Source organism: Methylobacterium sp. J-088 (genome assembly GCF_022829295.1).
Classification (GTDB): Bacteria; Pseudomonadota; Alphaproteobacteria; order Rhizobiales; family Beijerinckiaceae; genus Methylobacterium.
In genome coordinates, this window is the sequence record NZ_JAKSYH010000263.1 from 133,792 (window position 1) to 158,482 (window position 24,691).

Here is a 24,691-nt window from a genome sequence, read left to right on the forward strand (position 1 = left end):
GGCCTGACCGTCGCCGTGGTGGGAGCCGGCGCGGTCGGCTGCTACTACGGGTTCCTCCTGGCGAAAGCCGGCCACGCGGTCACGCTGATCGGACGCCCCGCCCTGGTCGAGGCGGTCCGGGCGCCGGGGTTGGTCCTCGACACCGGGGCCGGAACCGGTGCCGTCCCCGTGCAAGCGACCACGGAGGGGAACGGGGTCGCCGGGGCGGACCTCGTCCTGGTCTGCGTGAAATCCGGCGACACCGAAGCGGCCGGTGCGATGATCGCCCCGCACCTGGATCCCGCTACGGTGGTCTTGAGCCTCCAGAACGGCGTCGACAATGCCGAGCGCTTGGCCGCCATCCTCGGGCATCCCGTCGTGCCGGTGGCGGTCTACGTCGCCACCGAGATGGTTGGGCCGGGGCGCGTCCGCCACAATGGGCGGGGCGACCTGATCATTGGCGCCTCGGCGGAGAGCGGGCGCATTGCCGCCGCCTTCACGGCAGTCGGCATCCCGACCAGCGTGTCGGCCCGAGCCATCGACGCCCTTTGGGGCAAGCTGATCCTCAATTGCGCCTACAACGCCCTATCGGCGCTGACACAGCTCCCCTACGGTCAACTGGTGCGGGGAGTCGGCATAGTCGCGAGCATGACCGACGTGGTGCAGGAATGCGTCGCCGTGGCCGGAGCGGCCGGGGTGTCCGTGCCGGCCGACATCCTCGACCACGTGCTCAGCCTCAGCACCACCATGGCCGATCAGCGTTCCTCGACCGCGCAGGATCTCGCCCGGGGACGCCGCAGCGAGATCGACCACCTGAACGGCTATGTGGTGCGCATGGGAGCCGCCTTGGGTATCCCGATGCCGGCCAATCGGATGCTGCACACGCTCGTCAAGCTCGCCGAGGCACGTGGCAGCGGCTGAGTACGGAGTACGCCACGCGCGGTATTGCCCGCCGCGCGATCAGAAGACGCCCGCTTCGGCCACCATCCTGTCGGACCGGATCGCGGGCTCCGCCGTGAAGTACCGCCGCTGGATCTCTCCGAAATCGACGATCCACTGGTCCATGGTGTCCGCAACCACGGCGACGCCGGCGGGGGTGAGTTGGATGTGCCGTGAGCCCATCGAGTCGATGGTCGCGATGAAGCCGAGACGCTGCGCCTTCGCGACGTACTTCCGAATGGTTTCCGGTCTCAACGACGCGATCTTGATGCTGCCGAAGGCAAGCTTCTTCTCGACCCTGAGTCCGGGCTGCAGCGCCAAGTATGACAGGATGTGCCAGAGATCCATGGCGTCCCCGGCATCCGTAGTCTGACCCGATTCGCTCCGGAGGGCGGCGTCCCAGCCGACGAACTGCCGGTTCGTGAGCTTTAAAAGCTCTTGGACGCCCTCGCTGCACAGGAAGTCAGTCTTGGCGCCGGTCATCGTGAAATCCCTCTGGTCAAATTCGCCCAGCGTGGGCGCTACCCGTCGCCGGAGCACAACATAGGCGCTGGTCCGCCGCTAGCCCCCTAACATGCGACGCGACATTGAATGAATACAAATTTCGGAGCGGCTTTTTGCGAAATTCGAGCGCAAATAGCTGATTTGACAATTAATTATCAGTCGAGGGCTGTGGTATGTGTCGTACTCATCGGCGTCGGGCAAGATCCGCTGCTGTATGGGCCAGCATTATGCCGAAAACGAGCAAACGCGGAGCCTCTACAAGTGAAGCCCTAATTCTCAGATGGATCGGGGCGCGTCAAAGGTCCCCAGGTTCGAATCCAGGATCTGAGAAAAGATCCGAGACGCTGCCCACGAATGTAATCTATCCCGATTGGCCCGCCGTCTCGCGTGCGCCAAAAGTCTGAGACCGGGCGGGATTATCACGCGCTTTCAAGGACGCAACTTAAGGGCGAATCTCCTGGAACGGTGTGGTGCGCTTGAGCGGAGCCGTTCATCCCGCCGTTCGGACCTGAAATCTTCCGACGGTTCTTTCAGGTCGAGACCGTATCAATGACGTCGGTCCGGCCGATCGTCGGATGGGCGGTCTTCGGTTCGGCCACAATCTGTCGTGAAAAAGCTCCAGATTTACACCCTGGATCACGCGCCCGCAGCGTTGGCCTTCCGGGTGGCGGCCGCCTTCTTGGCGGAGGCGGAGCGCTCGGCGGCCGTTCGCCCACCAGACGCTTTTCCGCCGGCTTCGCCGCCCTTGTGAGCGGCCGGATGACTGGTGCGCTTGCCGCGTCCGGAGCCGCCGGGCTTCTTCCCGCCGCCGTCGTCCTTGTTGACGGTGGCCCAGGCGCGTGCATCCGCCTCGTTCTCCGGAACGCCGCGGGCCTCGTAGGATTCGGCGATGTGCTCGGCCTTGCGCTTCTGCTTGTCCGTGTACTTCGACTTGTCGCCCTGTGCCATCGCGCGACTCCCGTGCGCTCAGCCCACCCCGGTCGGACCGTCGAGGATGGCCCGCACGCGGCGGACCAACTCCGTGCGCCGGTAAGGCTTGTTGAGTAGGTCAAACTCGGAACCACCGATGTCGGTTCGCTCCAGGCTGGCCTCCGCGTAGCCGGTCGCCAGCAGAACCTTGAGCTTAGGCTGGCGCCGCCGCGCCTCGCGGGCGAGCAGCACGCCGTTCATGCCGCCCGGCATGATCAGGTCGGTGAACAACAGGTCGATGCGCTCGCTGGAATCGAGGATCTCCAGCGCCTCGCGGGCATTGCCGGCTACCAGCGTCACGTAGCCGAAATCCCGCAGGATGGTGCGGGCGAGTTCGGCGACATCTTCGCGGTCATCGACGATCAGGATCGTCTCGGTTCCCTGACGGTCGACGGACCGCAGGGAGATTTTCGGCGGCGTGTTGACGGCCCCATCGGTCGCGGGGAACGAGAGACGGACCGTCGTGCCCTCGCCCACGGTGGATTCGATCTGCGCCGCGCCGCCCGACTGCTTGGCGAAGCCGTACACCATGGAGAGGCCGAGGCCCGTGCCCTTGCCCTCCTCCTTGGTGGTAAAGAACGGATCCATCACCCGGGCCAGCACAGCCGGTGGAATGCCGGTGCCGGTATCGCGGACCGCGATGCTGACGTAGCGGCCAGCGCGCAGGGGCCCGATCTCCCTGCCGCTGGCCGCGACCTCGCTGTTCTCCGTGGAGATCCGTACCGTGCCGCCGTCCGGCATCGCGTCGCGGGCGTTGATCAGCACGTTCAGGATCGCGACCTCGGCCTGGGTCGGGTCGACACGACAGTTCCAGAGATCCGGTGCGAGATCGAGCTCGACCTTGACCGCCTCGCCCACCGAGCGCGCGACCATCTCGCCCATCCCCTCGACGAGGGTGTTCAGATTGACCGCGCGCCCGTCCAGCCGCTGCTTGCGGGCGAAAGCCAGCAATTGCTGCGTCAACGTGGTCGCGCGCTCGGCCGCTTGCCGGATGTTGTCGGTGGCGCGACCCAGCCGGGCGCGGTCGGCATCCGGCTTCTCGAGTCCGGCCGCCAGGATGTCGACGTAGCCGACGATCACCTGCAGCAGGTTGTTGAAATCGTGCGCGATACCGCCCGTGAGCTGGCCGAGCGCCTCCATCTTCTGCGCTTGGCCGAGCGCTTCCTCGGCGTCGCGGCGACGCGAGACGTCGAGCTGCGAGCCGAAATAGTATACAAGCTCGCCATCGGCATTGTAGACCGGTGAGACGAACAGCGCGTTCCAGAAGGTCGAGCCGTTCTTGCGGTAATTCAGGATCTCGGTGGCGAATTCCCGCTTCTCGGCGATGGCTGCCTTGACCTGCGCAACCGACTCGCGGTCGGTTTCCGGACCCTGCAGGAAGCGGCAGTTGCGGCCGATCAGTTCCTCGGGCGTGTAGCCGGTCATCGCCAGGAAGGCACGATTGGCGAAGATGATCGGGTTGTCGGGCTGGCGTGGATCGGTGACGATCATCGGCATCCGCGTCGTCTCGACCGCCGCGAAGAAGATGTCGCTCTTGCGATCCGTGACGTCGCCCGGCGCGCTGTCCCGAACCTGCAGGCCGGGGCCAGAGGGTGGGGTTTCTGGGGTCTCGGACATGCGAGGCGGTCTTCACCTTGAAGCCGTGGAAGCGGGGCCGGGCGGCCTTTCATGACCTGCCGGTGTGGACCCTGGTGGTCAGCAACGCGGAGTCGACCGAACGGGTTCTCCGTGTTGAACGCTCAGGCGGTCGCCGTCGTGGGGACCGGATCGGGCAGCGGGACCTGCGAAACGGGAGCGACCCGTCGCGTCGGCTCGCGGCATGTGCTCAGCACCGCCGACAGCGCCTCGTTGAGCGAGGTCACGAGGAAATCCGCCGACGTCGCCCGGCGCAGGCGTTCCAGCGTCGCCGGGTCGCGCTCGCGCCAGAAGCCCACGAGGATGCGCACGCCCGGCACTGCGGCCCGCGCCTGACGGACGGTGAAGCGGATCTGCGAGAGGCTCACCGGCTCCAGATAGGAGAAGCAGATCAGCGCGAGCCCCTCCGGATTCTCGGGCCGCTCGCCGGCGCGGATCGCCGCCATCGACATGACCTGCGAAGCCAGCCCATGCCGGCCGAGGATCTGGCTGAGCATCAGGGTCGCCGCCTCGTCGAACGGGCCTCGGCTCGACACGCACAGAACCGGCGTCTCGCTGCGCCAGTGGGGCGCCAGATCCTCGCGGGTGAGAACGATGCCCGCCACCTGCCGGTCGGGTCCGATCGCAGCCAACGCCGCTGCCGTCTCGGTATCGGGGCTGCGTCCCGATGAACGCCGGATCCGCCGCGCGACCGGCGCGGTCCCAAGGCGGTCCACGACGCTGCGGATCGCCCCACCAACCTCCTTCTGGCGTTCGCGGTCGAGGGTCCCGCGCGACATATCCTCCTGGGCAAGCAGCAAGCCGGCGAGCGCAACCTCGTCGTAGTAGGTGACCAGGGCACGCTCCTTCAGGAACTGCCAGCCCTGGTCGATCGCCTCGGCCGGATCGCCGGCCAGCATGCGCTGGTAGAAGATTTCGGGCGGCGACAGGGCCGGTTGATCGCCGAGCAGCACGTCGAGATACCAGAGCCGCTCCACGTGCCGCCCCAGCACCACGAGACAGACGGTGAGCGGGGTCGCGAGCACGAGGCCGATCGGTCCCCATAGGAAAGTCCAGATCGTCGCCGCCAGGATCACGGCCACCGGCGAGAGGCCGGTGGAATGACCATAGAGCAGCGGCTCGATGACGTGGCCGCAGATCGGCTCGACCACGAGGAACAGCGCCGCGGTGGCGATGACCATCGACCAGCCGGGATCGACCGCGGCGGCGAGGATCAGCGGCAACAGCGCGCTGATCGCAGCACCGATATAGGGCACGAACCGCAGGATCGCCGCCAGCACGCCGAACAAGGTCGGGCTCGGCACGCCGATCACCCAGAGACCGACACCGATCACGACGCCGAACGCGAGGTTGAGGGCAAGCTGGGCCAGGAAGAAGCGGCTGAGCCGTCCGGTGGCATCGTCGATCGCCGCCGTGGTCCGCCTTAGATCCTCCGAGCCGCCGGCGAGCCGGATCGCACGGTTCCGCAGATCCTCGCGCTGCAGCAGAATGAAGATTGTGAAGATTAGAATCAAACCCGTCGTCGCGAGCGGGTGAACGAGGGGGCCGGCGAACGTCTGGAGCGTGTCCACCACGTTGGCGCGGGCGGGGGTGATCTCCACGGTGAGCGGGTGCGTGCGCGAGCCGGGCTCACCCTTGATCTCAGCAGCAGGCGGCGGCTGCAACGTGGCGCTCAGATCCTGGACCATGTCGACGATGCGCGAGAGGCTGCCGGTTCCGGCAGTCGCCCCGCGCAGGTCCTTGATCTTCGTGCGCATCGTCTGGGTGTAGCGCGGCAGGTCGGCGGCGAGCTGGGACGCCTCGCTGGCGATCAAGCTGCCGATCCCGAACAGCGCGCCGAACACGATCACCACCACCAGCATCACCGCGGCCACGCGGGGCACGCGCAGGCGCCGGAGCAGGCGAACCGCCGGCACCAGGACGAAGCTGAGGAGGATCGCCAGCGTCACTGGCACAAGGATATCGCGCCCGAGATACAGCGCCGCCATCGTCGCCACGACCAGCAGGAGCGACGCCAGCGTCACGAAGACCGGAAGGCCCTCCCGCAGGCGCTGGGCAGTGACGGGATCCTCGCTCACGGACACGCTCCAAACTTCTCACACGCGGGGGTCGGGTGGGAACGGCTTCGAGCGCGAACGGATCCGCCTCAGCTCGCCTGTGCGGTCTCGCCCAGAGCGGCGCTGATCTGGCTGAGCAGCTTCGAGAAGTCGACGGGCTTCGGATGATAGTCGTCGCAGCCCGCCTGGATCGCCTTGTCGCGATCCCCCGACATCGCGTGGGCAGTGAGGGCGATGATCGGGATCGCCCGCGTGTCGGTGCCTGATTTCAGCGTGCGGGCGACCGACCAGCCGTCGAGGACCGGGAGGTTCATGTCGAGGAGGATCACGTCGGGCTGGCCCGAGCGGGCCTGCCGAACGCCGGCCTCGCCGTCATGGGCCAGGATCACCTCGTAGCCGCGCCGTTTGAGCCGCCGGGACAGGAAGTCCCAAATCTCTTCGTGGTCCTCGACCAGCAGAATCTTCGCCATCAGAACTCGAATCCCCGGCTCGCGTCGTGCCGGCCGACCGGCCAACGCGCGGCATCGCACAATCGCCCAACGTTCCTGCCGCGATTCCGGTCCGCGGAGAAGGGGGCTTCGATCACCAGTTGACCCGGCAGTCAGCCAGTAAGAGCGTGCCGCGACCCGAATCGGCAACATCAGGGAACAGCAGCGTGGCGGATAAGGCTGACATCACGTTTTATCACGCGCCCAATACCCGTTCGTCCGGGGTGCGCGTGCTCCTTGAGGAGCTGGGCGTGCCCTACCGGCTCCACACGCTCAACATGCGCGCCGGCGAGCATCTCCGGGAGGCCTACCGCGCCATCAACCCGATGGCGAAGGTGCCGGCGATCCGGCACGGCGACGCGTTGGTCACCGAGCAGGCAGCGGTCTACCTCTATCTGGCCGACCTGTTCCCGGATGCCGGTCTCGCGCCAGCCACGACCGACCCGGCGCGCGCCGTCTACCTGCGCTGGATGGTGTTCTACGGTTCGTGCTTCGAGCCCGCAGTGATCGACCGCCACCTGAAGCGGGAGCCCGGTCCGCGCGCCATGTCGGCCTACGCGGACTACGACAGCGTGATCGCGCGTGTGACCGAGGCGCTGACGCCGGGGCCCTACCTCCTCGGCGACCGGTTCAGCGCTGCCGACATCCTGTGGGGCAGTGCCCTCGGCTGGACCACGGGCTTCGGCCTTGTCGCGCCCGACCCGGTGCTCACCAGCTATGTCGAGCGGGTCCGGTCCCGGCCTGCCTTCCAGACAATGGCAGCCGCGGACGCACAACTCGCCGCGGAGCACGAGGCGGCCGCCAAGGCCGGGGCGGCCTGACGGGCTGTCACGCCGTCTCCCAGATGCCGGTGCGTGCGAGCTGCGGCGCCGGCTCGGGCTGGCTCCAACGCAGGGGCACGGCGGCCCGCCGCCGCCAGCCACGTTCGACGGTGAACGACCAAGAGCGTTGCGCGCCCGTGAAGTCCGCCGCTCCCATGCCGCTCCAGTCGATCACCGTGCGCCCCTGCAGAACCACGAGGTCGCCGCGCGCGAAGTCGAGGAACAGGAGCGCTGCCCGGTTCTCGCCAAGGAGGTTGCCCAGCGTATTGAAGTAGCGGTTGCCGGAGAAGTCCGGCACCGTCAGCACGTCACCGTCGACCCGGACGAAGCCCGGCCGGCCGCCCCGGTGCGAGATATCACCGCCGCCCTCCGCGAGGCCGTCCCGGGATCGGGTCGCAACGAACAACGTGTCGGCGCCGCGGATCAGGGCCGCGGCGTCCGCGTCCAGAGCGGAGAGGAGTTCGATCGGCCCCGGCGAACGCTGCACCGGGTCGGCCATGCGCCTCTGGATGTATTGGGGGCAATTGCCGAAGCTCTGGGCGACCGCAATCGTCACCCCATCCCCGTCGCGCCGCACGATGCGGCCGTTGACCCGGTTGCGCCGACGCGTCGCGAAATCGAGGCCGAGCAGGCCGGCCTCGGCGCCGGGCATGAGTGCCCGGGCCGCGGGATCGGCCGGGTCGAGGGCCGCCGCGATGGTCAGGTGCGTCGCGTCGGGCGCTTGCACGAAGCCGGGCTGCCCTGTCAGCATGGTGGCGATCGGCGCGCCGTCCGCGTCCACCGTGCCCGCGAAGAGGTAGGGCAGGCCCGCGAAGAACAAGCGGTGCTGCTCGGGCATGAAGGCGCGGATCGCCGGGGTCTCGCCGAGGACGTGGCCGGCCCGCGCTTGAGCCAGAATCTCGTCGGCGTGGAAGCTCGCCATGGCACACCTCAGACGGGTTCGGGGATGGGGGAAGCCGGCATCGGGACGAAACCCGGCAGCGCCTCCACGCGGGCGACCCACGCCCGCACGGCCGGGTAGGGCGCCAGCGACACACCGCCCTCCGGTGCGTGGGCGACGTATGAATAGCAGGCGATGTCGGCGAGCGTCGCCCGGTCGGTCGCGAGGTATCGGCGATCGGCCAGATGGCTGTCCATGAAGGCGAGGATCCGGGCCGCCGCGGCATGGACGGTGGCGCGGTCGGCCTGGACGCCGAACACCACCATCAGCCGGGCGAGCGCCGGCCCATACCGCACCTCTCCGGCCGCAATGGACAGCCAGCGCTGGACCTGCGCGGCGCCGAGTGGATCACCCGGCATCCAGCCGCTGTGCGGCGCATAGCGCGCAGCGAGATAGACCAGGATCGCGTTGCTGTCGGCGATCACCGCGTCGCCGTCGGTCAGAACCGGGATCTGGCCGAGGGGGTTGAGCCGCCCGAAGGCTGCCGCCTCCCGCTGCGCGGCACTCGCAGCCTCGACGAAGCGAAAGGGTAGCCCGAGCAGGGATAGGAACAGCTCGGCGCGGTGCGAATGGCCCGAGAGGCGCAGGCCGTAGAGGGTGAGATCGGGTTCGGTCATCGTGTGCGTCTCCCTGACGGGACCGATATCGCCCTTGCGTGGACCGGCGAAAATCCCGAGTCTCTGGCAATCAGAATTTCACAGGTCACAACAATCGATGGATCGCCTGGACGAACTCGCTCTTTTCGTCGCGATCGTCGATGCCGGCAGCCTCAGCGCGGCAGCGCGGCGGCTGCACCGCTCCGCCGCGGCGGCGACCCGGGCACTTGCCAGCCTCGAGGCCCGGGCAGGCAGCCGCCTCGTGGAGCGTACGACACGGCGCCTTGCCCCGACTCAGGCTGGCCTGGATCTCGCCGAGCGGGCCCGGGGCCTTCTTGCGGGATACGAGATGGCCGTGTCGGGGGCGTCGGGCGACGTGGTGCGGGGCCTCCTGCGGATCACAGCGCCGGTTCTGTTCGGACGCAAGCACGTCGCACCGGTCGTGTCGGGCTTCCTCGACGCCTATCCGGAGACGCAGGTCGAACTCGTGTTGGCCGACCGCAACCTCGATCTCGTGGACGAGGGGATCGACATCGCCCTGCGGATCGGGCAGCTCGCCGAATCGCGCCTCCTGGCGCGCCGCGTCGGGCAGGTTGGCCAGATCGTGGTGGCGAGCCCGGATTACCTCGCCGCCCGGGGTACGCCACGCAAGCCCGCCGATCTCGCCGAGCACGATACCATCCTGGGCGTCGGGCGCTCGGGGCTGCGGGAATGGCGTTTCGGGGTGAACCGCGTGCGCCTCGCGCCGCGCCTCATCGTCAACGAGGTCGAAGCCGCGCTGATCGCCGCCCGGGCGGGGCGGGGTATCGCGCGGGTCCTGTCGTACCAAGCAGCGGAGGACATTGCGGCCGGTCGCCTCGTGCGCCTGCTCGCCGCTCATGAGCCGCCGCCGGTGCCGGTGCAACTCGTGACCCCGAGCGCGGATTTCCGGCCAGCCCGGGTGAACGCCTTCCTGGACTTCGCCACCGCGGCACTCCGGGCCTTGCCCGTGCTTCGCGCCGAGGCCGTGGGCTAACCCGTTGAGGGCGCCAGAGTCCTTGCGCGTGCAGCGAAGCAATCCGGGGTGGCGCCCGTTCGGTGGGGCGCGCTCGACTGGGTCACTTCGCTGCGCCAGCGAATACGGTCGCGTGATCGGCTTGGGCGGCGGTACGATGTGTCTTTATCGACGCTTCCGATCTCTTCGCGGCCGGACTCTTGCTGATAGGCCTTTCGGAGCCTGATCGGACGCGCATTCGGGCTCCACCGGTTACGACCGGTCGACTGCCCCGACGCGCGACGATCGGATCAAGCCAGCCCATGCGTCTGCTGTCTCTCCTCGCGGCCCTCGTCGCGCTGTCCATGTCGCAGCCGGCCCGGGCAGATGCCCTCACCGGCACCCTCAAGAAGATCCAAGACAGCAACCGGCTGGTCCTCGGCGTGCGCGATACCGCGCCTCCGTTCAGCTACATCGACCAGAACCAGAAGGTGGTCGGCTTCGCGATCGACATCTGCATGAAGATTGCCGACGCCGTGAAGCGCGAGCTGAAGCGGCCGGGCCTCGAGGTCGGGATGGAGTTCGTCAATTCCTCATCGCGCATCCCGCTGATCACCAACGGCACGGTCGATCTCGAATGCGGGACGACGACCAACAACGCCGAGCGCAAGAAGCAGGTGGCGTTCACCAACACCCACTTCCTGACCGCCACCCGTTTCGTTTCCAAGAAGGATCAGCACATCGCCAGTTTGGACGATCTGCGCGGCAAGACCGTCTCGTCGGTGGCCGGCTCGACCAACATCCTGATGCTGATCAAAGCCAACAACGAGCGCAAGCTCGGCATCACGGTGATCGCCGCCAAGGACGTCCCGGAGGCGTTCCTGATGGTCGAGACCGGCCGTGCGGCGGCCTTCGTGATGGACGACGTGCAGCTCAGCGTCGTGGCGGCCCAGTCCAAGGAACCGGCCGCCTACGTGGTCAGCGACGAGACGCTGTCCAACCCGGAGCCCTACGGGATCATGATGCGCAGGGACGATCCGGCCTTCAAGGCGGTGGTGGACCGGGCCACCGCCGACCTCTACCGCAGCCCCGAGATCCAGACGATCTATGACCGCTGGTTCCTGAAGCCGGTGCCGCCGCGCGGCCTCACCTACAATGTGCCGCTGTCCACCGCCTTGCGCTGGGCGTTCGCCCACCCGACGGACGATTCGGATCCTGCGTTCTACGCGCACTGATCTATCGCATATCGGGGTTCCGCTCGGGCCGGGGAGATGCGATGCGGCTTGACCGATCTTGGTCCGCGTCGCGAAGCGCCCCCATGACCGACAGCACAGAGCCGGCTCTCACCCCTGCGACCGCCCGCGCCGCGCCGCCGGACACATCGATCCCGCGCCTGATCGTCGTGCTGGCCTGCGCGGGGTTCGGCAGCACCTTCGCGCTGCGCTCGGTGGAGCCCCTCGTCGGCGTGCTCGCCCGGGATCTCGGCAGCGACGCCCACACGGTGGCGCTGCTCTCCACCGCCTTCGCGCTGCCCTACGCGTTCATCCAGCCTGTGCTGGGGCCGGTCGGCGACGCGTTGGGCAAGGAGCGGGTGATGAGCACCTGCCTCGCGGTGCTCGCCGTGGCCCTTACCCTGTGCAGCATCGCCCCCGATATCGGCAGCCTGTTCGGCTTGCGGATGCTGGCGGGTGCGGCGGCTGGGGGCTGCATCCCGCTCTCCCTGGCGCTGCTCGGCGACCGCGTGCCGATGGAGGGCCGCCAAGTGGCGATCGGGCGCTTCCTGGTCGCGGTGATCCTTGGCCAGCTCTCCGGCTCGACCTTCGCGGGTCTGATCGAGGCGGCGATCGGCTGGCGCGGCGTCTTCGCGGTCACCGCCGCGGTGGCGGCCTTCGCGTGCGCCGCGACGGTGCTGGGTTTCGACCGGGCCGGCCGGGCCCCCGCCCGCCGCCCGGCCTTCGGCGAGGCGGTGACGCGCTATCGGACGATCCTGCGTAATCCCCGGGCGCGGGTGCTGTTCTCGGCGGTGTTCATCGAGGCTATCGCGATCTTCGGCGTCTTTCCGCACCTCGCGCCGCTGATCGAGGCCCGTGGAGAGGGCGGCCCGCGCGAGGCCGGCCTCGTGCTGGCCGGTTTTGCAGTCGGCGGCCTGGTCTACTCGGCGCTGGTCGGGCTGCTGGTGCGGCTGCTCGGCCTGCCGCGGATGCTCATCGGCGGCGGCCTGATCTGCGGCGCGTCGCTTACCGTGGTCGGATTGGCGGGCACGTGGCAGGTCGATTGCGCCGCGCTCACCGCCATGGGGCTCGGCTTCTACATGTTGCACAACACCTACCAGACACAGGTGACCGAGGTCGCGCCGAAGGCGCGGGCCTCCGCAGTGGCGCTCCACGCGTTCTCGTTCTTCTGCGGACAGGCGCTCGGCGTCGCGGTGATCGGGCAGGCACTGGTCCGGCTCGGTCAGTTCGGGGCGCTCATGGGCTGCGCCGTCACCATCCTGGCGCTGGGGATCGGCACCGCCTATGCCCTGCGGCAGAAGCCGGCGCCGGTGGCATTCCCGGGGTGAATGATCCTCAGGGCCGCCCCATCGCCAGCGCCTTGAGATCGAAGCCCGGATCGGCCGCCTGATCCGGCGTCAGCGGTGTCCCGGCTGTGAGGAGACGCCGGGCAACCATGTGGTCGCCGGCCCGGTCGACGGATTCCACCGCGCTCAGGCGTTCGTCGCGGAAGCGGAACACCGAGAAGGCCGGCCCGGACCCGCGGACCACGCTGGCATCGTCGGGACCCGACAGCCCGGCGATCTGCAGCTTGTGCGGGCCCTGGTCGCTCCAGAACCAGGGCAAGGCACCGTAGGCGGCGGGCTTGCCCAGCAGCCGGGCCGCGACGCACCGGCCCTGGTCGATGGCGTTCTGCACGGATTCGATCCGCACGGTGCCGTCGGCCGTGAGCCCGGATGCGAAGGGGCTCGGGAACCGGGCGCAATCGCCGATCGCCGAGATGGCCCGATCCGGGGTGGCGAGGAAGGCATCGACGTGGACGCCGTCCTGGGCCGGCAGCCCGGCCTCCGCGGCGAGGATGCCATTCGGAAGCACGCCGATGCCGACGAGGACGAGGTCGGCGGGGAGCTCCCGTCCGTCCGCAAGGGTAACGCCAGTTGCGCGGCCGTTCCGGCCGGTGATCGCCGTCACGCCGGCCCCGAAGGCGAAGCGCACGCCCATCGCTTCATGGGCGGTCCGGAAGAACGCCCCCATCTCGGGCGAGATCGCCCGGGCCATGGGCCGCGCGGCCGCCTCGATCACCGTCACCGGGAGTCCGCGCCCGGCCGCCACGGCGGCGAATTCCAGGCCGATGAAGCCCGCGCCCACCACCACGATCGCCCGGGCCGCCGCGATCTCCGCCCGCAATGCGTCGGCATCCGCCAGCCCGCGCAGCTGGTGTACGCCACCCAGATCGGCCCCGGGGACCGACAGGGGGCGGTTGCGGGCGCCCGTGGCGAGGACGAGGTGATCGTAGGCGAGACTGTCGCCGTCCGACAGGTGGAGTCGCTGGGCCGCCCGATCGATCGCGGTGGCACGGATCCCCGGCCGGTGCATGATCGCGTGCTCGGCGAAGAAGCCGGGCTGGCGCAAAAACAGGCCCTCCCGGTCGGTCTTGCCGGCGAGGTAGGCTTTTGACAGGGGCGGGCGCTGGTAGGGGAGGGCGGTCTCGTCGCCCACCAGGGTGATCGGCTCCCGGAAGCCGCCCTCGCGCAGGGAGGCGGCGAGCTGGAAGCCCGCCTGGCCCGCGCCCGCGACGACGATCCCGGCCGGGCTCACGCCTGGGCTCCAGCGAGGGCGAGGCCGCTCTGCGCGACCCCAGGAAGGCTGCGCGCGCCCTCCGTCATCAGGTAGGACCAGACCGCGGAAGCCGCCGGACCCAGCACCTTGTCGGCGCGGCGAACCGCGTACCAGTCGCGCCGGATCGGCAGGCCCCTCACGTCGAGGAGCACGAGGCGCCCGCTGTCCAACTCCGCTGCGACCGAGTGCACCGAGAGCAGCGCGATGCCGAGCCCGGCCATCACAGCCTGCTTGATGGTCTCGTTCGAGCCCGTGTCGATCTCCAGCGGCGCCCGCTTGACCAGCACGCCGGCCATGAACTCCTCGAACACCATCCGCGTGCCCGAGCCTTCCTCCCGCAGGAAGAACGGCTGATCGGTGAGATCCTCGCGGGTCAGGCCGGCCTTGCCGGCCAGGGGATGGTCGGGGGCCGCGATCAGCACGATCGGGTGCGGCCCGAAGGTGGCGGCTTCGATCGGGAAATCCCGGGGCGGGCGACCCATCAGGGCGAAATCGATCTCGTAGCCGCGGAGCGCCTCCACGGTCTGGCCGCGGTTGCGCACCGACAGGCTGATCTCGACGCCCGGATGCTTCTTGACGAAGCCGGCGATCACCTGGGGCGCGAAATACTTCGCGGTCGAGACGACGCCGAGCGCGACGCGTCCGCCCTCGGCGCCGCGCAGGGTCCGCAACCGGTCGGTGCAGGTTTCCAGTACGGTGTTGATGCTGTCGATCGCCCAGAGCATCTCGCGGCCGGCATCGGTCGGCTTCAGACCGCCCGGTGTCCGGTCGAACAGCAGCAAACCGGCTTCTTCCTCCAGTTGGCGGATGCGCGCGTAGAGCGCGGCCGAGGTCACGTTCAGTTCCTGGGCCGCCCGTGTCATGGTGCCGAGCCGGGCCACCGCCGCCACTGCCTGAAGCTGCTTGAGGGAGAGGTTGCGCATCGCCGAGGTCTCGTATTTTTTGTGCTTTCATACAAGATCGCACGGAAATCTTGAACGCCGGGCTACCGGTTCCTGTCGATCCAAGGGCCGGGACCGCTATCTTGCCGGCGGAGCGGCCGCTACAGAGCCCGCGCGGAACGCGCGATCCCGGCGGGCGGGATCCGAGCAGGAAGGATAGGCCGATGGCAAATTCAACGGCGATCGGGACGCCCCTCGAGGCCTGCCTGGCGCAGGCCGTGGCGGCCGACCCGGCGCTGAAGGATGCTGCCGTGGTGATCGCCGCGGTGGCGCGCTCTGCGGCGGAGATCAGCGAGCGGATCGGGCGCGGGTCGCTCGGCGGCGACCTCGCGGCGGCGGGCGAGCACAACAGCGACGGCGACGTGCAGAAGGCGCTCGACGTGATCGCTCACGAGAGTGTGACGGCCGCCCTGCGGGGCGCCCCCGTGGCCGAGGTCGCCTCCGAGGAGGCCGAGGAGGTGATGCGGTTGAACCCGGACGCGCCGCTCGCCGTCGCGATCGATCCGCTCGACGGGTCTTCCAACATCGGCGTCAACATGGCGGTGGGGATGATCTTCGGCATCCGGCCGTCGATCAAGGACCCGGCCAATCCGCTCGCCTCGTTCACGACCCCCGGCACGGCGCAGATCGCAGCCGGCTTCGTGACCTACGGCCCGGCTACGGCGCTGGTCCTGACGCTCGGCCAGGGCACCCAATCCTACGTGCTCGACCGCAAGGACGGGACGTTCAAGCTGACGAGCCCCGCCATGGCGGTGCCCACCTCCGCCAAGGAATTCGCCATCAACGCCTCGAACGCCCGGCATTGGGACGCCCCCGTGAAGGCCTATATCGAGGATTGCCAGCGTGGCACCGAGGGCCCGCGCGACAAGGACTACAACATGCGCTGGCTCGCCTCCCTGGTGGCCGACATCCAGCGCGTGCTGACCCGGGGTGGCGTGTTCCTCTATCCGGGCGATGCCCGGAAGAACTACGCCCGCGGCCGCCTGCGGCTGCTCTACGAAGTCGCCCCCGTGGCGATGCTGGTGGAGCAGGCCGGCGGCGCGGCCACGGACGGTCAGACGCGCATCCTCGACCTCGTAGCCACCGGCATCCATGAGCGCGCCCCGCTGGTCTGCGGCTCCACCGAGGAGGTGGATTGCGTCGCAACCTATTACGGGGGCGGCAAGCCCGATGCCGGCCGCTCGCCACTCTTCGGCCAGCGCGGCCTGATGCGGTCATAACCGCGCCGTGAAGTCGTAAACGATGTCGGCGCGTCATCCCATCATCTCGGTGACCGGTTCCTCAGGGGCCGGCACCACTTCGGTGCGCAACACCTTCGAGCAGATCTTCCGCCGCGAGGACGTGCGGGCGGTGTTCATCGAGGGCGACGGCTTCCATGCCTTCGACCGGGACACGATGCGGGCCATGATGGCGCGCGAGCCGACCCTGTCGCACTTCGCGCCGCGGGCGAACCTGCTGCCGGAGCTGGAGGCGGTGTTCCGCAGCTACGCCGAAAATGGCACCGGCCGGACCCGTCACTACGCCCATGACCAGCATGACGCGCAGGCCTACGGGATCGCCGAGGGTAGTTTCTCGGAGTGGGAGGCGTTCCCACCGGATTCGGATCTCCTGTTCTATGAGGGCCTTCACGGCTGCGTGGCCGACCCGGATGTCGACATCGCCCGTTATGCCGACCTGAAGATCGGTGTCGTGCCGGTGATCAACCTGGAGTGGATCCAGAAGCTGCACCGGGACCGGTCGTTCCGCGGCTATTCCACGGACGCCGTCACCGACGTGATCCTGCGGCGGATGCCCGATTACGTGCAGACCATCTGCCCGCAATTCTCGTTCACCGACATCAACTTCCAGCGTGTACCAACGGTCGACACCTCGAACCCGTTCATCGCCCGCTGGATCCCCACCGCCGACGAGTCGATGGTGGTGATCCGGTTCAAGGACCCGAAGGGGATCGATTTTTCCTACCTGGTCTCCATGATCCACGACAGCTTCATGAGCCGGGCCAATTCCATCGTGATCCCGGGCGGCAAGCTGGATCTCGCCATGCAGCTGATCCTGACGCCGATGATCATGCAACTCGTCGAACGGCGACGCCGGCTGGCCTGACAGGGGAGGGGCATCTTGGACCGAACCGAAACGTTGATCTCGCCCAGACCCTGATCCTGAGGCGCCGAAGCGCAGCGGAGGCCTCGAAGGAGCCCTTCAGCCGGCCGCGCGATCCCTGGAGCCCTCCTTCGAGGCCGCTCCGCGGCACCTCAGGATGAGGGTCCGAACCGGATCGGCCTGTGTGCTGACCGTCATCCGAGCCCGCCGTTGCTGAAAGACCCGTGATGCTTCCTCCCATCATTGCCCCCTCGATCCTCTCGGCCGATTTCTCGATGCTCGCGGAGGAAACCCGCGCCGTGGACGCAGCGGGGGCCGACTGGATCCATCTCGACGTGATGGACGGCCATTTCGTGCCCAACATCACCTTCGGCCCCCCGGTGGTGAAGGCGCTGCGCCCGCATACGCAGAAGTACTTCGACGTCCACCTGATGATCGCCCCGGCGGTTCCATACCTCGCGGCCTTCGCCGAGGCCGGTGCCGACGGCATCACGGTCCATGCCGAGGCCGGACCGCACATCCACCGCTCGCTCCAGACGATCCGTGACCTCGGCAAGCGCGCCGGCGTGGCGATCAACCCCGGCACCCCGGCCGCCGTGGTGGAGCCGGTGCTCGACCTCGTGGACCTCGTGCTGGTGATGACCGTCAATCCCGGCTTCGGCGGCCAGAGCTTCATCAAGAGCGCCATGGAATCCGTGGCGCGGGTGCGGGCGATGGTGGCGGGCCGCGACATCCGGATCCAGGTCGATGGCGGCATCGACCCCGAGACCGTCCGGGCTGCGAGCCGCGCCGGCGCCGACACCTTCGTGGCCGGCAACGCCGTCTTCAGTGGCGGACCGAGCGCCTATGCGGAGCGTATCGCGGCGATCCGGGATGGCGCGGAGGGCGCCTCCGGCCGCGACCTCTCGTGCTGAGGGCGCTGATCTTCGACGTCGACGGCACGTTGGCCGAGACCGAGGACCTGCACCGGCAGGCGTTCAACCGCGCCTTCGCCGAACTAGGCCTTCCCTGGCACTGGGACGCGGCGCTCTACGCCGATCTGCTCACCGTGATGGGCGGCAAGGAACGGCTCGCCCATTACATCGACACGCAGCAGCCGGCTGGAGCCGAAGCGTTCCATGCGCTGGCGCCCGAGATTCATGCCCGCAAGACGGCGGCCTACGGCGCACTTGTGGTCGAGAGTGGGTTGCCGCTGCGGCCCGGTATCGCCCGGCTCATCGCCGAGGCCCGGGCGGCCGGCATCCGGCTCGCCGTCGCCACCACCACCAGCCGGCCGAATGTCGACCGACTGCTGGCCATCAACTTTCCGCCGGGCGATGCGCCCTTCGACGTGATCGCGGCGGGCGACGAGGCGGATCGCAAGAAGCCCGCCCCGGACGTGTTTCTCCTGGCGCTCGCCGGCCTGGACATCGCCGCCTCGGAGGCCGTCGCGGTCGAGGATTCGGCCGCCGGGATCAGTTCGGCGCGCGCCGCCGGCCTTCCGGTCTTGGCGACCCGCAGTCGCTATACCGGCAGCCACAAGCTCGACGGAGCCTTCTCGGCGGTCTCGGATCTCGGAGAGCCGGGGCAGCCGCACCAGCACATCGGTGGGGTGGAATGGCCGGGTGGCGTCGTGGACTTGGCGGGCCTCACGCGGTGGCATGAGGCATCCGACGATTAGAGCGCAGCGCTCCAGGCGACAGGCACCAGACGATAACCCGACCCAGCCCGCTCCACGTGGCCGAGCGACGGGAAAGGGAAGTGATAACCCACCACCAAGGACTTCTCGGCTGCGGCCATGTCGTAGAAGCGGTGCCGCGTCGCCTGTGCCTGATCGGCATCGTAATCGTACATCACGTGCCAGTCCGGGTGCTGCAGGAAGAACGCCGGGATGTTGGTCACGTCGGACTGGATCAGCAGCCGGTCCGATCCGGAAGCCACCGCGAAGGCCGTATGGCCCGGAGTATGCCCGGGGGCGGCGAGCGCCGTGATCCCGGGAGCGACCTCCTCATTCCAGGCGAAGGTGCGGACCCGGTCCTTCAGATCGGCGAGAACCTTCCGGGTGTTGGCGAAGTAGGCCTGTGTCACCGCATCGGCGGCCCGGGCCATGTGGGTGTCGCTCATCCAGAACGCCCAATCGGGCGAGGCCGCCCGGATCTCGGCATTCGGAAAGGCGAGCGTACCCTGGGCGGTCTTGAGCCCGTTCGTGTGATCCGGATGAAGATGTGAGATCAGCACGAGGTCTACATCCTCGGGCCTGACCCCGGCGGCTGCCAAGTTTTCCGTAAGGCGTCCGACCGGCCCGCCCGCGACCGGCCCGTTCCCCGTATCGATCAGGATCAGCTTCGAGCCGGTGTTGATCAGGGTCGGGTTAAACGGCACCGTCACCTGACCGGGCGGCATGTAGGCGGCCTGCGCGGCTTCGAGCGCCTCGTCCCGCGGGACGTTGCGCACGAAGCGGTCCGGCATCGGGAAGCTTCGCGCGCCATCGTTGACGATGGTGACCTCGTAGGTGCCGAGGCGCATTCGATAGTAGCCCGGCGCCTGGGGTCCGCCGAGGGGGGCCGTGGCCCGGGCATGCTCACCGAGGCTTAGGAGGGTGCCTCCGGCGATCGCGCTCCGCATGAACTCGCGACGGGTCGTGATCGGCATCTGATCCTTCCGATAGCCGCAAGCCGAGTGGGATGCGAGGCACCAAACTCCGCAAAGCCGACGGAGTCACGGTGCCGCGCACCAGCGAGTGAACCTCGAAGGGTCAATCCCTGCCAAGCCGGCGATCTGCTTGCCCTTCGCTCCGTCCGTGCGCCTCGGTGGCGAACAGCATCGTGCCGGCGACGACACCCAGAGCCGCCGCAAGCCCGAGCTTGAGCCAGCGTGGGTCGGCCGCAGTAACATGCGCGGTCGCACGGGAATCGAAGCGCCCATGCGCCCCGGGATCGGTGTCGACCGGGTCGTAGAGGTTGTCGGGGCGGTTCTTCTGGGCCTGCACGCTGGTCATCTCCCCGCGATAGCCGTGCCGGGCAAGGTATCCGTCGATCCAGCCCGGGATCAGCATGTTTCCGACGATGGCCTTCCAGGCCGAGGCGCCGATCCACAATTCCCGCGGCGCGTCGTGGGCCGCCCGGTACACGTGGCGGGCGATGGCCTCGGGTTGGTAGATCGGCGGCACCGGCTCGAGTTTGCGCGGCAGCCGCGAGCGCGCCCAATCGAATTGCGGCGTGTTCACCGCCGGCAGCTGCACCATCGTGAGTCGCACCCGGCTGCCATCGTGGAGCAATTCGCTGCGCAGGCTGTCGACGAAGCCCCGCACCGCGGCCTTGGCGGCGCAGTAGCTGGCCTGGAGCGGGATCGACCGGTAGGCCAGCGCCGAGCCGATATGGACGATCGTGCCCCGGTCGCGCGGCACCATGTGCCGCAGAGCGGCCAGCGTGCCGTGAACCTGCCCGAGATAGGTGACCTCGGTTGCCCGCCGGAATTCCTCCGGCTTGGTTTCCTGCACGGGCGCGTAGATCGTCACCATCGCGTTGTTGACCCACACGTCGATACCACCGAACCGCTCGGCGAGTTCGTCGGCGGCCTGCGCGACGGCGTCGGCATCGGCCACGTCCGCCAGGAAGGCCAAGGCCCGGCCGCCGGCCTGCTCCACGTCGCGGATCGTGCCGCGCAGCCCCGCCTCGCCCCGGGCGATCAGACCGACGTTCCAGCCGTGCCGGGCGAATTCGTGAGCGACTGCGCGTCCGACGCCGGCGCTCGCGCCTGCCACCATCACCGTATTACGTCCGTTCCGGCTCGACATCGCATCCCTGGCGCGAGAGACATTCCCTGCGGCAACGCTCGACCGCGGCGATCTTTCCGCTTTTCTCCGATCACGAACAGCTTGGGCGACCGCGTTGCTTCGGCGAAACCCGGCAGCCTATAACGCGGGCGACCTCACAGCCGCGTCGGCGGGGTACTCAAGCTCGCCCGCGCCCAAGAACAAAGTCCGACACGCCATGGCAGGCCATTCCCAGTTCAAGAACATCATGCACCGCAAGGGCCGGGTGGACGCGGTCCGCTCGAAGGTGTTCGGCAAGCTCGCCCGCGAAATCACCGTGGCGGCCAAGCTCGGCACGCCCGATCCGGCGATGAACCCGCGCCTGCGGGCGGCGATCCTGGCGGCCCGCGCCGAGAACATGCCCAAGGACAATATCGAGCGCGCGATCAAGAAGGCCGCCGGCGCCGATGGCGAGAACTACGAGGACATCCGCTACGAGGGCTACGGCCCCGGCGGCGCCGCCCTGATCGTCGAGGCGCAGACCGACAACCGCAACCGCACCGCCTCGGACGTGCGCTCCGCCTTCACCAAGTCGGGCGGCAGCCTCGCCGAGACCGGCGCGGTCGCGTTCATGTTCGACCGCGTCGGCGTGATCGCCTATCCGGCCTCCGTGGCCGATGCCGACACGATGCTGGAGGCCGCCATCGAGGCCGGCGCCGACGACGTGAGTTCCGGCCCGGACGGCCACGAGGTGATCTGCGCCCAGGATTCCTACGGTGATGTCGCCAAGGCCCTCGAAACCCGCTTCGGCGAGCCGAACCGCACCGGTCTGATCTGGAAGGCTCAGAACACGATCGATGTCGACGACGAGACCGGCGAGAAGCTGATCCGCCTCGTCGAGGTGATCGAGGATCAGGACGATGTCCAGAACGTCTACGTGAACTTCGCCCTGTCGGATGCACTGGTGGCCAAGCTGCAGGACTGAGCGCGGCGCAACGGGGCGGTTCTTCCGCGAGGCAGGTTGGAACCGCCGCTCTCGTGTGAGGGGATGACGTCTTCGGCCGGGATGTACGGCCTCCGCTGCCCCTTCACGATCGAATGGGTCACATCGGGCGGAGATCAAAACAAACGTCAGCCGATGCCGATTTGGTTAACCGAACCGCAGGCTCTCGTTCCGTAGCGTGCCCGATGAGCAGCTCGGACGGTTTCTATGGGTCGGAACGACTGGACTTCAGGCGCGGGCCCGATCGACGTTTCCATCGTCATTCCGTGTCTCAATGAGGAGCAGGCCCTGCCTTCCGCCCTGGCGACGGCGCGCGCGGCCCTGGATCAGCTCAGCGAAACGCACGCGCTGAACGGTGAGATCATCGTCGCGGATAACGGCAGCATCGACGAGAGCCGCGCGATTGCGGCCGCGGCCGGCGCCCGCGTGATTGCGGTTTCCCGGCGCGGATACGGGGCTGCACTGAACGGCGGCTTTCAGGCGGCCCAAGGCCGCTACCTCGTCATGGGCGACGCCGACGGTTCCTACGACTTCCGCGATGCGGTCGCCATGGTGATGGCCCTGCGCTCCGGCGCCGATCTCTGCATGGGCTCGCGCTTCCAGGGCGGCATCGCCGCCGGTGCCATGCCGTGGAAGAACCGCTACATCGGCAACCCCGTGCTGACCGGCATCCTGAACCTGCTGTTCCGGGCCGGCATCGAGGACGCGCATTGCGGTTTGCGCGCTCTGACGAAGGGGTGCCATCGCCGGCTGAAGCTGCGCGGGAGCGGCATGGAGTTCGCCAGCGAGATGGTGATCAAAGCGGCCCTGAATGGCGAGCGCATCACCCAGCGTCCGGCGACCCTGTCGCGCGATTGTCGCGGCCGTGGTTCGCACCTGCGCCCGTGGCGGGACGGATGGCGCCACCTGCGATACCTGCTGATGTTGAGCCCGACCGGGATCTTCGCTGCCCCCGCGGCTCTCCTCGCCAGCGGCGGGCTTGCAATCCTGCTGCTGGCCGCGGCCGCCTTGGCTCTGGGTCAAGAACGGACGTTCTTCCTTGGCAATTATTGGGTGATCCTGGCTGGCGCGATGCTTGGACTGGCCCACAATCTGAGTCTGTTCGCGGCGGCGACGCATCTCTACGGTGCGCGCGAGGGATACCGCAGACCGAGCCGGCGTCATGCGCGATGGACAAGCTGGGTTTCACTGGAAACGATGCTCGGGGCCGGCCTCATCACCTTCATGGCTGGCGTAGCCATCCTCGCACTGGTGATCTGGTATTGGTCCCGGAACAGCTACGGCCCGATCGGCAGCGTCCTGCCCGCGGTGGCGGGGACGACGCTTCTGGTGGTCGGCGCTCAGAATGCACTCGGCGGCTTTCTCCTCGCCGTGATCGGCGGCAACGAGGCTGATTTCCTGCAATCCGAGGCTCCGAAGGTGGAGATGTCGGCGGCGGAACGCCGGCAATCGGCAGCTTGAACCGGTTGCGCTGCCGGTTCCGCCCTCAGCAGAACCGGGGCGACGGCGCGCGCTGACTGTCGCGGCGCTTCCTGTCAAAGGTCATGACTATGATGACGGCCGTATCTTCGGATGCCGCCACGCGGCGTCGTCGGGCTGGACGCGGCGTTGTGGCCGGACGCATGCGCCGAGCCTGGTGGATGCATGTCCTGTTCGCCAGTGCCGTGCTGTTCGCCGTCGCGGCGGCCAACGGAAGGCCATCAGTTTTCAACGACACGGTGCAGTATTACTCGCAAGGAGAGTATCTGGCTTGGCGTCTGGGCATCGCGCTGCCGGATCTCGACAGGAACCGCCTGACGGATCCAACTTCGGTCATGCCGGAATCGCACGCGATGCGCGACAAGACGCCTGCGACGATCGCGGGCGGCCGATCCCCGTTCTACGGCCTCGTTCTTGTTCTGGCCGTCAGGTTTGGAACCTTGTGGCTGCTTGCTGCGGGCCAAGCCTTCCTGGCGGCGTGGTCGATCTGCATCTTGATCCGCGCAATGTTGCCGGCGGCCTCGCCGATCTTCTACCAGTCTGTGATCTTGATGCTCGGGCTCGGCACAAGCCTGCCGTTCTTCGCAGCCTTCGCGATGCCGGATCTCTACGCCGGGCTGCTGATCATTGCCCTGGCGATCCTCGCCTTCTGTCCGGCGCAGCTTACCCCATGGGAGCGCTCCATGCTGTGGGTGCTGCTCGTGGCGAGCCTCACGTTTCATGCCGCCAATATCGCACTCGCCGCGAGTCTATCGGTCGCCGCCCTCGCGATCCTGGCCGTGTTCAAGACACCGCTGCGGCTCGTCGCGGGCCGCGCGGGCTGGCTCGCCATGTCCATCCTGGTGGCCGTTTCGATGAATTGGGCGTTCGGCGCGATCTACCGCGCGGATGTCGGGGTCGCGCAGCGGACGCCGCCCTTCCTCATGGCGCGCCTCCTCGCCGACGGACCGGGCCGAGATTATCTGGCGTCCGCTTGTCCGGGTGGGGCCAGCCCGACACTATGCCGGTTTACGAATAGGCCGGTGGCCAGTGAGGACGAGATCCTCTGGTCGGATGACCCTTTGAAGGGGATCTTCTCGACCTCGACCTACGAGATCAGGACCAGACTACGCGACGAGGAGCCCGCCTTCGTATCGGCGGTTGTCGCGCGTGATCCCGTAGCCGTCATCACGCGCCTTCTGCAGAATGGGCTGCAGCAATTGATGACCTTCTATGTTGCCGAGCCGATGAGCTCGCCCGCACGGTTCCTCAAACTCGCGTGGTGGGATCGAACGGCGATCCAGCGCATCGTGCCCGATCTGCAATCCTGCGACGCCATCCCGAAGAGCTGTGACGTCCGGGCGAATCCTCTGTTCGTTGCGATCGTTCACATTGTTGTCGTGATCGCGGCCTGGATCTTCATCGTGTGGTCGACGGTCAAGACACGATGCTTTGATCTTTTCGTGCCTGCGCGGCCGGGCGGATCGGATCCGGTTCCGCCGTTCGCCGGTGCCGTGGTGCTCATCGTGGTGGGCGTGATCGTGAACGCGATGATCTGCGGGGCCGTATCCGGTGTCTTCGCCCGCTACCAAGCCCGCGTTATCTGGCTGATCCCTCTTCTGGCGTTGCTGATCGCGGCTTGGTTTCGGCAGAACAGGCGTGTGCCGTCACCGGGCGCAATGGCCAGCTGAGGTCTGGCTTCTACCGTGTCAATCGCTTCCAGCC

23 protein-coding genes are annotated in these 24,691 nt (G+C 68.2%); 12 read left to right on the top strand and 11 right to left on the bottom strand.

The genetic code is table 11. The features are described 5' to 3' along the window. The first annotated feature begins 3 nt into the window (after positions 1 to 3). Entirely contained in the window at positions 4 to 900 is an 897-nt protein-coding gene (locus MKK63_RS29270; protein WP_244007846.1) for a ketopantoate reductase family protein, read from the top strand. Between the two features lie 39 nt (positions 901 to 939). Here the strand turns inward: MKK63_RS29270 and MKK63_RS29275 are convergent, their stop codons facing one another. From MKK63_RS29275 to MKK63_RS29295, 5 genes are all read right to left on the bottom strand, one after another. Further along, positions 940 to 1,401, bottom strand: coding sequence for a hypothetical protein (locus MKK63_RS29275; RefSeq protein WP_244007742.1), 462 nt, complete (start codon positions 1,399 to 1,401; stop codon positions 940 to 942). Between the two features lie 657 nt (positions 1,402 to 2,058). Continuing rightward, positions 2,059 to 2,370 (bottom strand): plasmid stabilization protein, encoded by a 312-nt coding sequence (locus MKK63_RS29280; RefSeq protein WP_244007744.1) that lies wholly within the window; start codon positions 2,368 to 2,370, stop codon positions 2,059 to 2,061. An 18-nt stretch (positions 2,371 to 2,388) separates the two neighbouring features. Next, positions 2,389 to 4,008, bottom strand: coding sequence for a hybrid sensor histidine kinase/response regulator (locus MKK63_RS29285; RefSeq protein WP_244007746.1), 1,620 nt, complete (start codon positions 4,006 to 4,008; stop codon positions 2,389 to 2,391). 122 nt (positions 4,009 to 4,130) lie between these two features. Beyond that, positions 4,131 to 6,104 carry an AI-2E family transporter gene (locus tag MKK63_RS29290; protein WP_244007748.1) on the bottom strand — a complete coding sequence of 658 codons (1,974 nt, stop codon included), beginning with the start codon at positions 6,102 to 6,104 and terminating at the stop codon, positions 4,131 to 4,133. 68 nt (positions 6,105 to 6,172) lie between these two features. Then, a complete protein-coding gene (locus tag MKK63_RS29295) occupies positions 6,173 to 6,553 on the bottom strand; it encodes a response regulator (RefSeq protein WP_012320502.1) in 381 nt (126 codons plus the stop codon). Between the two features lie 185 nt (positions 6,554 to 6,738). Between MKK63_RS29295 and MKK63_RS29300 the strand changes: the two genes are divergently transcribed. Further along, positions 6,739 to 7,392, top strand: a complete 654-nt coding sequence (locus MKK63_RS29300; protein WP_244007750.1) for a glutathione S-transferase family protein — start codon at positions 6,739 to 6,741, stop codon at positions 7,390 to 7,392. A 7-nt stretch (positions 7,393 to 7,399) separates the two neighbouring features. Here MKK63_RS29300 and MKK63_RS29305 read toward each other — a convergent pair whose 3' ends face one another. Then, complete coding sequence (locus MKK63_RS29305; RefSeq protein ID WP_244007752.1) at positions 7,400 to 8,314, bottom strand: pyridoxamine 5'-phosphate oxidase family protein; 915 nt, start codon at positions 8,312 to 8,314, stop codon at positions 7,400 to 7,402. Positions 8,315 to 8,322: 8 nt separating this feature from the next. Beyond that, on the bottom strand, positions 8,323 to 8,949 hold the full coding sequence (locus MKK63_RS29310; RefSeq protein WP_244007754.1) for a glutathione S-transferase family protein: 627 nt from the start codon (positions 8,947 to 8,949) through the stop codon (positions 8,323 to 8,325). Between the two features lie 97 nt (positions 8,950 to 9,046). Between MKK63_RS29310 and MKK63_RS29315 the strand changes: the two genes are divergently transcribed. The 3 genes from MKK63_RS29315 to MKK63_RS29325 all read left to right on the top strand — a co-directional run bounded on the left by MKK63_RS29315 (position 9,047) and on the right by MKK63_RS29325 (position 12,461). After that, positions 9,047 to 9,943 (top strand): LysR family transcriptional regulator, encoded by an 897-nt coding sequence (locus tag MKK63_RS29315; RefSeq protein WP_244007756.1) that lies wholly within the window; start codon positions 9,047 to 9,049, stop codon positions 9,941 to 9,943. Positions 9,944 to 10,224: 281 nt separating this feature from the next. Further along, positions 10,225 to 11,136 (top strand): amino acid ABC transporter substrate-binding protein, encoded by a 912-nt coding sequence (locus MKK63_RS29320; RefSeq protein WP_244007758.1) that lies wholly within the window; start codon positions 10,225 to 10,227, stop codon positions 11,134 to 11,136. 83 nt (positions 11,137 to 11,219) lie between these two features. Then, a complete protein-coding gene (locus MKK63_RS29325; protein ID WP_244007760.1) occupies positions 11,220 to 12,461 on the top strand; it encodes an MFS transporter in 1,242 nt (413 codons plus the stop codon). Positions 12,462 to 12,468: 7 nt separating this feature from the next. On the opposite strand, the gene MKK63_RS29330 is transcribed toward MKK63_RS29325, so the two are convergent. Both MKK63_RS29330 and MKK63_RS29335 read right to left on the bottom strand, forming a co-directional pair. Further along, a complete protein-coding gene (locus MKK63_RS29330) occupies positions 12,469 to 13,710 on the bottom strand; it encodes an NAD(P)/FAD-dependent oxidoreductase (RefSeq protein WP_244007762.1) in 1,242 nt (413 codons plus the stop codon). Next, positions 13,707 to 14,654, bottom strand: coding sequence for a LysR family transcriptional regulator (locus tag MKK63_RS29335; protein WP_244007764.1), 948 nt, complete (start codon positions 14,652 to 14,654; stop codon positions 13,707 to 13,709). Before MKK63_RS29335 ends, MKK63_RS29330 begins: the two co-directional genes overlap by 4 nt. A 182-nt stretch (positions 14,655 to 14,836) precedes the next feature. Between MKK63_RS29335 and MKK63_RS29340 the strand changes: the two genes are divergently transcribed. The 4 genes from MKK63_RS29340 (at position 14,837) to MKK63_RS29355 (ending at position 18,432) form a co-directional block, all read left to right on the top strand. After that, positions 14,837 to 15,892, top strand: coding sequence for a class 1 fructose-bisphosphatase (locus MKK63_RS29340; protein WP_244007766.1), 1,056 nt, complete (start codon positions 14,837 to 14,839; stop codon positions 15,890 to 15,892). 22 nt (positions 15,893 to 15,914) lie between these two features. Then, on the top strand, positions 15,915 to 16,775 hold the full coding sequence (locus MKK63_RS29345) for a phosphoribulokinase (RefSeq protein ID WP_244007768.1): 861 nt from the start codon (positions 15,915 to 15,917) through the stop codon (positions 16,773 to 16,775). A gap of 224 nt (positions 16,776 to 16,999) precedes the next feature. Further along, positions 17,000 to 17,686: a ribulose-phosphate 3-epimerase gene (rpe, locus tag MKK63_RS29350; protein WP_244007770.1), complete on the top strand. Its 687-nt coding sequence runs from the start codon at positions 17,000 to 17,002 to the stop codon at positions 17,684 to 17,686. Continuing rightward, positions 17,680 to 18,432: an HAD-IA family hydrolase gene (locus MKK63_RS29355; RefSeq protein WP_244007772.1), complete on the top strand. Its 753-nt coding sequence runs from the start codon at positions 17,680 to 17,682 to the stop codon at positions 18,430 to 18,432. The genes rpe and MKK63_RS29355 overlap by 7 nt, the downstream gene beginning before the upstream one ends. On the opposite strand, the gene MKK63_RS29360 is transcribed toward MKK63_RS29355, so the two are convergent. Together MKK63_RS29360 and MKK63_RS29365 are read right to left on the bottom strand one after the other, a co-directional pair. Next, the gene (locus tag MKK63_RS29360) at positions 18,429 to 19,403 is read right to left on the bottom strand and encodes an MBL fold metallo-hydrolase (protein ID WP_244007774.1); all 975 of its coding nucleotides are present in this window, start codon (positions 19,401 to 19,403) and stop codon (positions 18,429 to 18,431) included. The two genes, MKK63_RS29355 and MKK63_RS29360, sit on opposite strands and share 4 nt — an antisense overlap. A 103-nt stretch (positions 19,404 to 19,506) precedes the next feature. Beyond that, positions 19,507 to 20,547 (bottom strand): SDR family oxidoreductase, encoded by a 1,041-nt coding sequence (locus tag MKK63_RS29365; RefSeq protein WP_244007776.1) that lies wholly within the window; start codon positions 20,545 to 20,547, stop codon positions 19,507 to 19,509. 196 nt (positions 20,548 to 20,743) lie between these two features. Here MKK63_RS29365 and MKK63_RS29370 point away from each other — a divergent pair, with 196 nt between their 5' ends. The 3 genes from MKK63_RS29370 (at position 20,744) to MKK63_RS29380 (ending at position 24,657) form a co-directional block, all read left to right on the top strand. Further along, on the top strand, positions 20,744 to 21,490 hold the full coding sequence (locus MKK63_RS29370) for a YebC/PmpR family DNA-binding transcriptional regulator (RefSeq protein ID WP_244007778.1): 747 nt from the start codon (positions 20,744 to 20,746) through the stop codon (positions 21,488 to 21,490). Between the two features lie 225 nt (positions 21,491 to 21,715). Continuing rightward, positions 21,716 to 22,969: a glycosyltransferase family 2 protein gene (locus MKK63_RS29375; RefSeq protein WP_244007780.1), complete on the top strand. Its 1,254-nt coding sequence runs from the start codon at positions 21,716 to 21,718 to the stop codon at positions 22,967 to 22,969. 179 nt (positions 22,970 to 23,148) lie between these two features. Next, the gene (locus tag MKK63_RS29380) at positions 23,149 to 24,657 is read left to right on the top strand and encodes a hypothetical protein (RefSeq protein ID WP_244007782.1); all 1,509 of its coding nucleotides are present in this window, start codon (positions 23,149 to 23,151) and stop codon (positions 24,655 to 24,657) included. The last annotated feature ends 34 nt before the right edge of the window (positions 24,658 to 24,691 follow it).